The 12379-nt window shown below is 41.1% G+C and carries 13 protein-coding genes; 6 read left to right on the top strand and 7 right to left on the bottom strand.

The annotated features are described in order from the left end of the window. Window positions 1-173: 173 nt before the first annotated feature. Window positions 174-1658 carry a S10 family peptidase gene (locus MURRU_RS15105; protein WP_014034344.1) on the bottom strand — a complete coding sequence of 495 codons (1485 nt, stop codon included), beginning with the start codon at window positions 1656-1658 and terminating at the stop codon, window positions 174-176. A 142-nt stretch (window positions 1659-1800) separates the two neighbouring features. Between MURRU_RS15105 and MURRU_RS15110 the strand changes: the two genes are divergently transcribed. Together MURRU_RS15110 and MURRU_RS15115 are read left to right on the top strand one after the other, a co-directional pair. Then, window positions 1801-2940, top strand: coding sequence for a Gfo/Idh/MocA family protein (locus tag MURRU_RS15110; RefSeq protein ID WP_014034345.1), 1140 nt, complete (start codon window positions 1801-1803; stop codon window positions 2938-2940). A 203-nt stretch (window positions 2941-3143) separates the two neighbouring features. Continuing rightward, window positions 3144-3689, top strand: a complete 546-nt coding sequence (locus MURRU_RS15115; protein WP_014034346.1) for a YfiT family bacillithiol transferase — start codon at window positions 3144-3146, stop codon at window positions 3687-3689. A 1-nt stretch (window position 3690) separates the two neighbouring features. Here MURRU_RS15115 and MURRU_RS15120 read toward each other — a convergent pair whose 3' ends face one another. The 4 genes from MURRU_RS15120 to MURRU_RS15135 all read right to left on the bottom strand — a co-directional run bounded on the left by MURRU_RS15120 (window position 3691) and on the right by MURRU_RS15135 (window position 7105). Beyond that, the gene (locus MURRU_RS15120; RefSeq protein ID WP_014034347.1) at window positions 3691-4233 is read right to left on the bottom strand and encodes a GNAT family N-acetyltransferase; all 543 of its coding nucleotides are present in this window, start codon (window positions 4231-4233) and stop codon (window positions 3691-3693) included. 14 nt (window positions 4234-4247) lie between these two features. Further along, window positions 4248-4808, bottom strand: coding sequence for a thioredoxin family protein (locus tag MURRU_RS15125; RefSeq protein ID WP_014034348.1), 561 nt, complete (start codon window positions 4806-4808; stop codon window positions 4248-4250). Between the two features lie 95 nt (window positions 4809-4903). Then, on the bottom strand, window positions 4904-5275 hold the full coding sequence (locus tag MURRU_RS15130) for a PUR family DNA/RNA-binding protein (RefSeq protein ID WP_014034349.1): 372 nt from the start codon (window positions 5273-5275) through the stop codon (window positions 4904-4906). 75 nt (window positions 5276-5350) lie between these two features. Next, window positions 5351-7105: an ABC transporter ATP-binding protein gene (locus MURRU_RS15135; protein WP_014034350.1), complete on the bottom strand. Its 1755-nt coding sequence runs from the start codon at window positions 7103-7105 to the stop codon at window positions 5351-5353. Window positions 7106-7286: 181 nt separating this feature from the next. On the opposite strand from MURRU_RS15135, the gene nusB reads away from it, so the two are divergent. From nusB to MURRU_RS15155, 4 genes are all read left to right on the top strand, one after another. Next, entirely contained in the window at window positions 7287-8234 is a 948-nt protein-coding gene (gene nusB / locus MURRU_RS15140) for a transcription antitermination factor NusB (RefSeq protein WP_014034351.1), read from the top strand. 38 nt (window positions 8235-8272) lie between these two features. After that, window positions 8273-8749 (top strand): DUF1573 domain-containing protein, encoded by a 477-nt coding sequence (locus MURRU_RS15145; protein WP_014034352.1) that lies wholly within the window; start codon window positions 8273-8275, stop codon window positions 8747-8749. 13 nt (window positions 8750-8762) lie between these two features. Next, the gene (yajC, locus tag MURRU_RS15150) at window positions 8763-9056 is read left to right on the top strand and encodes a preprotein translocase subunit YajC (RefSeq protein WP_014034353.1); all 294 of its coding nucleotides are present in this window, start codon (window positions 8763-8765) and stop codon (window positions 9054-9056) included. 93 nt (window positions 9057-9149) lie between these two features. Beyond that, window positions 9150-10496 carry a Gfo/Idh/MocA family protein gene (locus MURRU_RS15155; RefSeq protein WP_014034354.1) on the top strand — a complete coding sequence of 449 codons (1347 nt, stop codon included), beginning with the start codon at window positions 9150-9152 and terminating at the stop codon, window positions 10494-10496. Between the two features lie 248 nt (window positions 10497-10744). Here MURRU_RS15155 and MURRU_RS15160 read toward each other — a convergent pair whose 3' ends face one another. Then, the gene (locus MURRU_RS15160; protein ID WP_014034355.1) at window positions 10745-11509 is read right to left on the bottom strand and encodes a TIGR02757 family protein; all 765 of its coding nucleotides are present in this window, start codon (window positions 11507-11509) and stop codon (window positions 10745-10747) included. 1 nt (window position 11510) lies between these two features. Continuing rightward, on the bottom strand, window positions 11511-12179 hold the full coding sequence (locus tag MURRU_RS15165) for an ABC transporter ATP-binding protein (protein ID WP_014034356.1): 669 nt from the start codon (window positions 12177-12179) through the stop codon (window positions 11511-11513). Between the last annotated feature and the right edge of the window lie 200 nt (window positions 12180-12379).

Genomic DNA, 12379 nt, shown 5'->3' on the forward strand with positions numbered 1-12379 from the left:
TATGGCATGCATCATACTTCCTTCACCTCCCATAATTGATATATTTTACCATATAAGTATGATTAATTACATTTTTGTTACACAAAAGGCTACTTTGTAGATTTTTATTCAACAAAAAAGCGGTATAACTTAAAATGTCCTACCGCTTTTGTAAACTATAAATATTATTTGAATTAATATTTCGCGCTCTTCCCTTTGGCTTGGGTTCTTAAAATGAATGCCCTAATATCTTCGTTGGCCGATTTTAAATCTTCTTTTCTCAAATACATCATGTGACCGGAACGGTATCCTTTAAACTCAAATCGGTCTTTCATTCTACCGCTTGGGTCTACTTGAGACATGGTATACTTGGCGGCAAAATAGGTGCAGGCACCATCGTAATATCCCGATTGTACCAAAACGTTCAAGTATGGGTTCTGTGCCATCGCTTGACGTAGATTTTCCCTTACGTTATCATCATCATTGTCCCAAGGATGTACAGGACCGAACATGTTGTACTTAATGTCAGTTTTAAAATCAAGCTCTTCCTGCAAGTAATAATTAATAGCAGGGGTAAAGCTGTGCAACCAAGAGGTCAATTCGGGTGAGTAATCTGGTCGGGTTCCTGCCATTTTTTTATCAATTCCCAAATAACGGCTATCCAAACGCCCGATCGTGTATCCACCTTTGTCCCTCAACAAAGCTTTCCAAAAGAATTGCGTTGGTACGTCCAAATTGTGGTCAATAATGTCTTTTGCATCCAATCCAGAATAACGCGCCATTTTATCGGCAATGGCTTTACGTTCAGATTCAGGAATAAAACCACCTTTAGCGATTGCTGGCAGTAATTCATTAATTGTGAATTCTTCCACTTCCGGCAGTACTTCCAACAAATCTTTGCTTTGAAGGTCAGACGGCAACGCCTTGTGGTGCCATGCTGCAGCGGCAAAATAAGGAAGGTTCAATGCACTGGAAACAGGGTCGTTGTCACGGAACACCTTGTAATCCGCAGGGGAAACCATGATTACGCCGTTCAAGTACATCCATTGTTGGTTTTGAAGTGCCAACGAAAGCCCCATCACTCGGGTACCTCCATAGCTTTCACCCACAATGTATTTCGGAGAGTTCCAGCGGTTGTTTCTAGAAACAAAGGTGTTCAGCCATTCCGCCAAATATTTGGTATCTGCATTGATTCCGAAGAATTTTTTACGGTCCACTTCTTTTCCTGTTTCGGGAATGGTACGTGAATAGCCCGTGTTTACAGGATTTACGTAAACAATATCGGTTACGTCCAAAACGGAATACGGATTTTCCTTAACGCCATAAGGCTGCACAGGGTATCCTTCATCATCAATTTTAAGGATACGCGGACCTGTGTAGGCTAAGTGCATCCAAACCGAACCAGAACCCGGCCCTCCGTTAAAGGAAATCAATAAAGGTCTTGAAGACCTGTCTTTTACACCGTTTTTGGTGTAATACGTATAGTGCAGGGAAGCAATCGGTTCTCCCAATTCATCCCATACGGGTTGGGTTCCTGTAGTTGCGGTGTAGTCAATGTTGGAACCGTTGATGGTTACGGAATGTTGTGTGGTTACTGTGGTGTCAACGGGTAATTTTCTGCTTTGGGCAAAGGCAAGCGACGTGCAAAACGCCATGCCTAGTAGTAAGAGTTTTTTCATTTTTACGGGTTGAATTAGTCTAGTTCATAAAAATAGGGAATTTGAAGATTCTTATACAGACAAAAGCTCTGAAAATGCATGAAGGTGCATTCGATTGTTCTATTATGTGTAAATTTAATAGCGTTAACTAATTTTATATTCCATGAAGAGTCTCACCCGAAGAAATTTTAACAATCTCACCGCAAAAGGCATAGGAGGTGCCGCCTTGTTGTCGTCAGCGCCGTTTGCCTGTGCCATGGGTGCCAATCAAGATAAAAAGAAGCTGGGCATTGCCCTAGTTGGACTTGGCAGTTACAGCACCTATCAGTTGGCACCTGCTTTGCAGGATACCCAACATTGTTATTTGGCAGGAATTGTTACTGGAACTCCCGAAAAGGAAAAGGTTTGGGCAGATAAATACGGTATTCCTAAAAAGAACATCTACAATTATCAAAATTTTGATGACATTGCCAACAACCCAGAAATTGATGTGGTGTATGTGGTGCTTCCCAACAGTATGCATGCCGAATTCAGTATCCGTGCGGCACAAGCAGGCAAGCATGTAATTTGTGAAAAACCTATGGCCATTAGTGTAGCGGAATGTGATGCCATCATCAATGCATGTAAGGAAGCTGGCGTAAAATTGGGAATGGGCTATCGCTTGCATTCTGAACCTTACACACAGCAAGTGAAGGAATTTGTTAAGGGGAAAACCTTTGGTGATATTTTGTTTGTATCTGCGGATGCTGCCTACCGCTCCACGAGCAATACAAACCAATGGCGTTTGGACAAAAAACTTTCGGGAGGGGGTGCTTTAATGAATATGGGCGTGTATGCCGTGCAAAGTGCCATTTATGGTACGGGTGAAAATCCAATTTCGGTGGCTGCACAGGAATTTAGCACCAGACCTGAGTATTTTAAAGACACTGACGAGACCATTACGGCACAATTTGAATTCCCGAGTGGGGCAGTGGGCAACATTTCCACTTCGCACAATTTTAATGCGAATGCGATGTATGTTTCCGGGACTTCGGGATGGTTTCGGTTACAGCCTGCCAATAATTATGGTCCGTTGAGCGGGGTGACTTCTAATGGTGATGTTATTAAATTTCCGCACGAGAGCCAGCAGAAATTGCAAATGGACGATTTTGCCCGGCACGTATTGTTCGATGAGCCCAACAAAGCGCCCGGTGAAATGGGCAAACGTGATATGATGATCGTGGAAGCCATATACAAATCCATTGCGAATGGGGGAGAGACAATTTCCTTAAATCTTGAACCTGATTTTGGGTTTGGGGGGTGAGTTGAGTCGATTGAAGAATTGGAGGTGTTTTTCAATTGGTATTTAGCCGATTAATTTGTGCTTGTTGCTTTCTAAATTGACTTTGTACTTAGACCATAATGTTTAGGTTTCGCGAGACAAATATCCGTAGCCCTATCTTTCGATTCGAAAAAGTCTAAATCATTTCTCTAAAAAATCAATGGAATTAGCTAACTTCAATCAAAATGAACAAAAAAGAAACTTTGGAACAACTACGTTACCCCATTGGAAAATTTGAGGTTCCTGACACCATCACAAAACATAATTTGGAGGAATGGATTTCCGTTTTGGAACAATTGCCCCAACGTTTGAGCGATTTGGTTACTCCATTGTCCGAGGAACAACTCGAAACCCCGTATCGACCAGGGGGTTGGACGGTTCGCCAGGTGGTCCATCATATTTCCGATAGCCACCACAATAGCTATATTCGCTTTAAATGGGCACTTACGGAAGATACTCCTACAATTAAAGCCTACGATGAAAAGGCCTGGGCCGAATTGTTCGATACCCGTACCGCACCCATATTAATGTCACTCTACCATTTGAGTGCCATACATGCCAAGTTGGTTTATTTGCTGAAAGGAATCTCTGAAGGAGATTTAAAAAGAAGCTTTATCCATCCCGATGGAAACCAAGAGACCACTTTGGAAGAAAACATTGCACGCTACGCTTGGCACAGCAACCATCATTTTGCCCATATTGAAAATTTGGTGGAGCGCGAAGGATGGTAGGTCATAGGGTCTTGGTAAGAATCCACATAGCTTTTTCGTTTGGCCTTGCGCCCGGAAAAGGAATTTCGCTATCTCTTTTGATGATATATCCGTTTTTTTGATAGAAATGAACGGGATTTCCTTTTTGCATGGCATCCAGCCAAACGTACTTTTTGTTCCGTTTTCTCGCGATGTCTTCAATAAACAAAAGCACCTGTTTGCCTATTCCTTTACCGGAGTGTTCTTTCAGCAAATAAATTTTCTCAGCTTTCAGTGCATCTGAATCTGCAATTTCATCAATGCCACAGTTTTTTACCAATTTAAGGATGCCAACATTTTTATTGTTTTGTTGAATCAGATAGTTGAGTGCATTGGGGTCCTGAAGTTCGCGTTCAACAACTTCTTTGGTCAGTCCATACGAAATATAGGGTGTTGGATCTTCGTTCTCCCAAAGATGCAGGTAATGCTCGCAGTACGATTTTACACCAACGGTCAAATATTCATTTAAGTTATCTTGGGTAACGGGCTCCAAGATTACCTTGTTTTTTTGAATAGTGAGGGTCATTCTTTACTACGATGTTAGATGTTGGTCCATTTAATATTACAGCCGAGACTCGGCTTTTGCTCGGAATCTGCAGCTTTGCCATCCAGAACGGCATCCATTGCACTTTTAAGGTCAGCTCCTGTTAGTGGAACGTCATTGCCAGGCCTTGAATCGTCGAGTTGACCTCGATACACTAAGGTCATTTCAGCATCAAAGAGATAAAAGTCGGGAGTACAGGCAGCATCGTATGCCTTTGCCGTTACTTGTGTTTCATCATACAAATAGGGGAACGTATAGCCATCCTTTTTGGCTTTTTCTTTCATTAAATGCGGGGCATCCTGTGGATAGTTTTCCACATCGTTGCTGGAAATGGCGACAAAGGCAATCCCTTTTCCCTGATATTCTTTTGCCAACTTTACGATCATCGGGTTTACATGAACCACAAAAGGGCAGTGGTTGCAGATAAACATGATTACGGTTCCTTTTTCTCCTTTCAACTCGTCCAAAGAGCGTTTTTTATCGGAAACGGTGTCCAATAGTTCAAAGTTTGGAGCCTTGGTTCCCAAGGGAAGCATGTTGCTGGGAGTTCTAGCCATTGTTCTTAAATTTTAGGATTGCACTACATATATGGTAAAAATAAAAAAACGACCTGCAAAAATACAGGTCGCTTAATTTTTTTAAGGAATTGTTTTTAGATGTCGTCGAAACTTACATCGGTAAAGTTGCCTGACGCAGCCCCGTTTTCACTAAAGTTTTCTTCGTCCTTTTTAAAGTCTTTTTGATGGCGTTCGGAGATAACCTCGGTACCTTTTTCGTCAATAATGTAATCCATCATCTCTTCCATAATCTCACGGAAAGCACTGAAATCTTCTTTGTACAGATAAATTTTGTGCTTTTTGTAGTGGAAAGAACCATCGTCGTGGGTAAACTTTTTACTTTCGGTGATGGTAAGGTAGTAATCTCCGGCCTTGGTACTTCTTACATCAAAAAAATAGGTTCTTCTTCCTGCTCTTAAGACTTTCGAATAAATCTCTTCCTGATCCATTGTATCTTTCTGGCCCATATGGTATAGTGTATTTAGTACTATGTTGAATTATGTCTTCAAAAATGTAAAAAAAAAGCTAATTCAGCAACTTTTTTATGAATCTTTACCCGAGAGTTGATTGATGTAGAGGTCTTTGTAATACCCTTCGGTATTGTTCAATTCCTCGTGGGTACCCTCTTGAATGATGCTACCGTTGTCCAACACAATGATTTTATCGGCATTCTTGGCAGATGATACCCTGTGACTTACAATAAGTGTGGTTTTACTTTCCGAAACCCGCTTTAGGTTGTTCAGTATTTCCTCTTCCGTTTCGGTATCCACCGCGGATAGGCAATCATCAAAAAGATAGATTCTAGGGTCTTTTAAGAGGGCGCGGGCGATGGAAACACGTTGTTTTTGACCACCACTAAGTGTGATGCCACGTTCTCCCAAAATAGTTTGGTATTTTTTCGCAAAGCCTTCAATATTTTTATGTACTACTGCTTTTTTGGCTACTTCCACAATATCATCGTGAGTTGCATTTTCGTTTCCAAAACGGATGTTGTTCTCAATGGTGTCCGAAAACAAGAATGCATCTTGCGGAACGGCACCAATGGAACTTCTTAAACTGTCTAGATTTAGCTCTTGGACCGGAACACCATCAATCAAAACTTCTCCCGAAGATGTATCGTACAAGCGGGCCACCAAATCCAATATCGTTGATTTCCCTGCCCCTGTTTTCCCTAAAATAGCCACAGTTTGACCAGCTTCCACCGTAAATGAAACATCTTTGAGAGCAGTTATGTTGGTGTCTTCGTAAGTAAAGGTCACATTTCTGAACTCAATACCACCAGTAATTGGGGTCGGTGTTTTTACTTGGTTTTTAATGGAAGGCTCTTCCTTTAAAAATTCGTTTATTCTTTTTTGGGAAGCCTCCGCCCTTTGCACTATAGATGTAAGCCACCCCACAACGGCAACAGGCCATGTAAGCATATTTACATAAAGAATAAACTCGGCAATGATCCCAATGGTCTCAATTTCCCCATTTATGTATTGCCGTCCACCTATGTAAATCACAAACACATTACTGATACCGATCAATAAAATCATTAAAGGAAAGAACCAAGCGTTCACTTTGGCCAAGGCCATGCTGGTATCTTTTCCATCTTGCGCCAATCCACGAAGCTCTGTATTTATTCGGGGCTCAATGCTGTATGCTTTTATTACTGAAATCCCCGAAAAGGATTCTTGCGTAAAAGTGGACAGGGTGGACAAATATTCTTGGACCTTGGTGCTTCTTTTATGGATTATTTTACTGATTTGATAAATTAAAACAGATAAAATAGGCAACGGAAGCAAGGTATAGGCCGCTAGGGTAGGGGCCTTTATAAACATTAGGGGTATCAAGCACACAAAAAGCGTTAAGGTTTGTATACCGTACATAATGGCAGGGCCACCGTACATACGAACTTGGTTGATATCCTCACTGATTCGGTTCATTAAATCCCCGATCCTGTTTTTTTTGTAAAAATTAAGGCTAAGGAGTTGATAATGGTCAAAAACCTCATTCTTCAAATCATATTCAATGTAACGGGACACATTAATGATGGTCTGTCGCATCAAAAAAGTAAAAAGCCCAGAAAGGATGGCCGCTCCGACGATAATCAGAATATACTGTAACAATAATCCCTTGGCATCCGAAAGGCTGATCACGTCTGACGCAAAGTCTTCGACTGCCTGTATGGATTTGTTCACATACGATGGCATTACCAAGGAAAAAATACGTGCAATTATGGTAATCAAGACCCCCAAAAAAAGTTTGAGCCAATATTTTTTAAAATATTTATTAAGGTGTTTCAGTTCCTTCATAAAAAGGGAAAATGGTGATTTTTAAGGTAAATGTACAGCGACAATCCCGCAAATATATACCATACCACACAAAGTAAACGTTATAAAACTGATAAGAAAACAACTTTGGTAGGTAAGATTCAAATATAAGATTACTTTTGCGGAGTGAAAGCCAAACAATGACTTTAAAAGTTCTTTAAACATGCTTACCCGAAGGCACATCAGAGTAAAAGTAATGCAATGCATCTATGCATTGGTGCAATCCAAGGATGATTCCTTGCAAAAACAAGAAAAGTTTTTGAGAGTTAGTATAGAAAACATGTACGTTCTATACCTTTTGATTTTAAGCCTCTTGGCCGAACTCCATCGTTTGGCGGAAAAACATACGAGCCACGCTTCCAAAAAATATGTGGCCACTGAAGAAGACAATTACCCCGATCCTGAAAAGTTTGTAAAAAACCGATTGCTCTTACAATTGGTGAACAACGAGGTTTTGAAAAACGAACTGTCCAAACGTAAGTTGGACAATTGGTACATGAATGATGAGTATGTGAAAATCATTCATAAAGCCGTTATTTCCAGCGATGTTTACAAAGCGTACATGTCTAATGAAGCGGATAGCTATGCGGATGACCGGAATGTTGTTATTCAACTGTTCAAGGAAATTATAGCGCCAAACGAAAAAATTTACGATTACTTTGAGGACGATAAGTTGACTTGGGTGGATGATTTTCCCATTGTGAACACCTTTTTGGTAAAGCGTTTAAAAAAGGCCAAACCAGATTCCGGGGACCGTTTCTTTTTACCAGCTTTGCTGAAGGACCAACAGGATATGGATTTCGCCAACGAACTGTTGACTAAAACTTTGCTCAACGATGCCAAATGGGAAAAGGAAATCGAAGGTAAAACACCCAATTGGGATAACGACCGTATCGCGGAGATAGATTCCATTATTTTAAAAATGGCCATTTGCGAACTGCTCAACTTCCCTTCCATACCAGAAAAAGTAACCTTGAACGAGTATTTGGAAATAGCCAAAGAGTACTCCACACCAAAGAGTAGCATCTTTATAAATGGAGTTTTGGACAAGCTTGCAAAAGAGTATAAATCAGATGGTAGGCTTCAAAAAATAGGCAGAGGTTTGCAATAAACAATAATTCCTTAATTTTGGAAAAACAAATTTTAATCATGAAAAGAATAACAACAATTTTAAGTTTGATCATGGTAGTCGCCATTATGGGCGTATCATGCAAGGACAAAGCATCAAAAAAAATAGTTGCTGACAACGTTGAAAGTGCTGTGGACAGAGATGAAGCAGCTAAAAATGTTCCCGTAATGACCTTTGAGAAAACTGAACACGATTTCGGTACAATCCAAAGAGGAACTCCACAGGAAACAACTTTTACATTTACCAATACAGGCAATGCTCCTTTGATCATTACAAATGCTAAAAGTAGCTGTGGTTGTACCGTACCAAACCCTCCAAAAGACCCTATTGCACCAGGAGATACCGGAGAGTTGTTGGTTAAGTTCAACGGATCAGGTCAAAACCAGGTTACAAAAACAATTACCGTAAACGCAAATACAGCTAAAGGTTCAGAAATATTGAGAATCAAGGCATTTGTTCAAGCACCAGGAGCTACACCAGCTGGTCCTGTTAAATAATTAAAAGACCTAAATGGAAAATATAGGACAGTTTTTACCGCTGATATTGATTTTTGCCGTGGCGTATTTTTTTATGATTCGCCCGCAGATGAAACGTCAGAAGGATGAGAAAAAATTCGCTTCGGAGATAAAAAAGGGTGATAAAATCATCACCAAAAGTGGGTTGCACGGCAAAATCGTGGAATTGAACGACAAGGATTTTTCCTGTGTCATCGAAACCATGGCCGGCCGCTTAAAGTTTGACCGTTCTGCCATTTCTATGGAAATGAGCAAAAAGTTGAACGCTACCCCCGCCGAAAAGAAGTAAGCGAAAATATATACATTAAATTTTAAAACGTCCCTTGAAAATTAAACTTCAAGGGACGTTTTTTTTGTATCTTTTTCCAAATTTTGAAACAATATGGGAACAAGAAGACAATTTGTAAAACGTGGTGGAATGTATGTGGCAGGTTTGGGAGCATCAATGGTGTTTCCTACCGAATTATTGGCATCAATTCGGAAAAACATAAGTCCTAACGATAAAGTACAGGTTGGTCTTATTGGTTGTAAAGGTATGGGCTTTTCCGATCTAAGTTCCATGCTGCAGAACAGCGAAGTGGAAATTGTTGCCCTTTGTGATGTTGATGAAAATGTTCTTCGTGAAAAAACGGCCGAGCTGGAAAAAGGAGGTATCAAAAAGCCCAAATGGTATTCCGATTACCGAAAACTGCTGGAGGACAAAGATATTCACATTGCCATTATCGGAACTCCAGACCATTGGCATTGTTTACAACTTACAGATGCCATTGATGCAGGCAAAGACGTGTATTGCGAAAAACCCATTGCCAACTCTGTAGCGGAGAGCGATACCATGCTCGCCAAAGTAAATGCAAGCGATAGAATGGTGCAAATAGGCCAGTGGCAGCGTAGCGAGCCCCATTTTGTAGATGCTATCAATTATGTACATTCCGGTAAATTGGGACAGATTCGCTTGGTAAAAACTTGGGCCTACCAAGGGTGGATGCAATCCATACCTGTAGTTCCGAATAGTCCCGTACCGGACGGGGTGGATTACAATATGTGGTTGGGCCCTGCGGAGAACAGGCCATTCAATAAAAATAGGTTCCATTTTAATTTTAGGTGGTTTTGGGACTATGCCGGTGGCTTAATGACGGATTGGGGCGTTCACTTAATCGATTATGCTCTTTATGGCATGAAAGCCTCCACACCAAAATCCGTAATGGCGATGGGGGGCAAATTTGCTTATCCCAATGATGCCGCAGAAACACCCGATACCTTGCAGACCGTTTACGATTTTGGTGACTTTTCCCTGTTATGGGAACACGCTACAGGAATTGATGGTGGCAATTACGGACGAAACCACGGTATAGCCTTTATTGGTAACAATGGCACCTTGGTGCTGGACCGTGGTGGATGGGAAGTGATCCCAGAGCACGAGCGCCCTCACTGGAGCAAAGATTTGGGGCCTAAAATAGAAGCCGTGCCGTTACAACAAGGAGTAGGGCAAGGGTTGGGGCTACACACACAGAATTTTTTGGAAGCTGTAAAAACCCGTGATAAATCAATTTTGAAGGCGCCAATAAAAATTGGATATGATGCTGCAGTGGTAAGCCATTTGGGCAATATTGCCTACAAAACAGGGGAGCGTTTGTTTTGGGATGCCGAAAACGGCAAGTTCAACCACACAGAAGCTGATGTCATGTTGAAAAATGAATACCACAACGGTTGGGAGTTTCCAAGGATATAACTTCTTGGGTGTATTTAGATTGGAAAAACTCCCAAAAAAGGTGTTCAAATTCAACTACAATACCAATCAATCGGTTCAGTATTGCTCAAAAGGTAAATTTGATTGCTCCTTGAAAAATCTTTAATAGTGCATTTTGCAATATTTATATTTTGCAGACTTTTTAAAAAGTAGCTTTCTAAAAATTAACGAAATTGGAAAAGGGGACAGCTCCTTGCCTAAATACGAATTCAATGAATGTTGGGAAGTTTCTAAAACCGCTCAAAAACACCTAAACCAAATAGGGCAAAGTCATACTTTACGGGGTCGGTGGCGTCCAGTTTTCGAAGATTCTTGTCCAGTTCCTTTAGTGCCTTGGCATCGTTTTGTTTGCGTTTGAGCAGCTTTAGTTTGCGAGCTACATTGCCCGAGTGTACATCTAACGGGCAGGAGAGTTTGGCCGGGTCAATGTCTTCCCAAAGCCCAAAATCAACTCCCGTGGCATTGTCGCGAACCATCCAACGTAAAAACATATTGATGCGCTTGGCAGCAGAACCTTTATTGGGGTCGGAAACATGTTTTTGGGTTCTACTTTGGTGGGGCAACTCAAAAAACACTTCCTTAAACTTTGAAATGGCAGGCTGCATGGAGTCTTTGGTCTGATGTTCTGTAAAAATTGCTTCCAAACCACCGTGATTCTTATAAATATTCTTTAAACTGGTTACAAAGTAACCAAGATCCATCCCATTAAAGGTTCGGTGTACAAAAGGGCGGAGTTGTTCAAGATCATCATCGGTATGGTTTATCACAAAATCATAAGGTGTGTTGTCCATCATCCCCATTAATTTAGTGGCATTGTTGATAATACTTTTGCGATTGCCCCAAGCAATAGTGGCCGTTAAAAATGCACTGATTTCAATATCTTCTTTTCGATTAAATAGGTGAGGAATCTGTATGGGGTCATCTTCCAAAAACTTAGGGTGATTGTATTCCAACACCTTGGCATCCAAAAACTCTTTGAGCTCTGTCTTGGTCATATCAGTCTTTGGAAACGATCAAACCATCGACCATGGTGAGTCTTCGGTCTGCCATGTCGGCCAGTTCTAAGTTATGTGTGACCAAGACAAAAGTCTGTCCAAATTCATCTCGCAGCTGAAAAAAGAGTTTGTGCAGGTTGTCCGCACTTTCAGAATCTAGGTTTCCACTGGGCTCATCTGCCAAGACTACAGAGGGGTTGTTCATTAACGAACGGGCCACGGCAACACGTTGCTGTTCACCCCCAGAGAGGGCGTTGGGCTTGTGGTCGTAACGATCCTGCAATCCTAAAAAATCCAATAGTTCCTTGGCACGCTCTTCAGCTTCGGCCCGTGGAGTTTTTTTTATAAAAGCAGGAATACAAACATTTTCCAAGGCCGTAAACTCCGGCAACAATTGGTGAAACTGAAAAATAAAACCGATATGCTCGTTCCGGAATTGCGCCAAGCTCTTATCGTTGAGTTGGTTTACATCGGTGTCGTTGATCAAAAGTGTGCTTTCTCCTTTGTTGGTAGGGGTATCCAAGGTGCCCAGAATTTGCAATAAAGTGGTTTTTCCTGCACCCGAGGCCCCGACAATGGAGACCACTTCGCCTTTTTTTATTACCAAATCGACCCCTTTTAAAACTTTGAGGTCTCCGTAACTTTTTTGAATATTTGTGGCCTTTATCATAAATACAACTTCGTTGGTCGAAGATAATGATTACTACTGTATCGTAAAGAATGTATTTTCTGGCTAAACGCCTGTCAATTTAAGTTATTTTTGATTGAAGCGAATAAAATTGCATGGAGGGTTAGCATGGTAAGATGTCAGTTCTCGATGCTTTTTCTCAAACAAACGTTCTAAAATGTACAACAGGTATTTTTAATACA

Source organism: Allomuricauda ruestringensis DSM 13258, from assembly GCF_000224085.1.
In the GTDB taxonomy this organism is placed as follows: domain Bacteria; phylum Bacteroidota; class Bacteroidia; order Flavobacteriales; family Flavobacteriaceae; genus Flagellimonas; species Flagellimonas ruestringensis.

What these genes read in the sequence shown, in the direction of transcription:
- MURRU_RS15105 (WP_014034344.1), bottom strand. Translation starts at nt 1,658, where the DNA reads ATGAAAAAACTCTTACTACTAGGCATGGCGTTTTGCACGTCGCTTGCC.
- MURRU_RS15110 (WP_014034345.1), top strand. Translation starts at nt 1,801, where the DNA reads ATGAAGAGTCTCACCCGAAGAAATTTTAACAATCTCACCGCAAAAGGC.
- MURRU_RS15115 (WP_014034346.1), top strand. Translation starts at nt 3,144, where the DNA reads ATGAACAAAAAAGAAACTTTGGAACAACTACGTTACCCCATTGGAAAA.
- MURRU_RS15120 (WP_014034347.1), bottom strand. Translation starts at nt 4,233, where the DNA reads ATGACCCTCACTATTCAAAAAAACAAGGTAATCTTGGAGCCCGTTACC.
- MURRU_RS15125 (WP_014034348.1), bottom strand. Translation starts at nt 4,808, where the DNA reads ATGGCTAGAACTCCCAGCAACATGCTTCCCTTGGGAACCAAGGCTCCA.
- MURRU_RS15130 (WP_014034349.1), bottom strand. Translation starts at nt 5,275, where the DNA reads ATGGGCCAGAAAGATACAATGGATCAGGAAGAGATTTATTCGAAAGTC.
- MURRU_RS15135 (WP_014034350.1), bottom strand. Translation starts at nt 7,105, where the DNA reads ATGAAGGAACTGAAACACCTTAATAAATATTTTAAAAAATATTGGCTC.
- nusB (WP_014034351.1), top strand. Translation starts at nt 7,287, where the DNA reads ATGCTTACCCGAAGGCACATCAGAGTAAAAGTAATGCAATGCATCTAT.
- MURRU_RS15145 (WP_014034352.1), top strand. Translation starts at nt 8,273, where the DNA reads ATGAAAAGAATAACAACAATTTTAAGTTTGATCATGGTAGTCGCCATT.
- yajC (WP_014034353.1), top strand. Translation starts at nt 8,763, where the DNA reads ATGGAAAATATAGGACAGTTTTTACCGCTGATATTGATTTTTGCCGTG.
- MURRU_RS15155 (WP_014034354.1), top strand. Translation starts at nt 9,150, where the DNA reads ATGGGAACAAGAAGACAATTTGTAAAACGTGGTGGAATGTATGTGGCA.
- MURRU_RS15160 (WP_014034355.1), bottom strand. Translation starts at nt 11,509, where the DNA reads ATGACCAAGACAGAGCTCAAAGAGTTTTTGGATGCCAAGGTGTTGGAA.
- MURRU_RS15165 (WP_014034356.1), bottom strand. Translation starts at nt 12,179, where the DNA reads ATGATAAAGGCCACAAATATTCAAAAAAGTTACGGAGACCTCAAAGTT.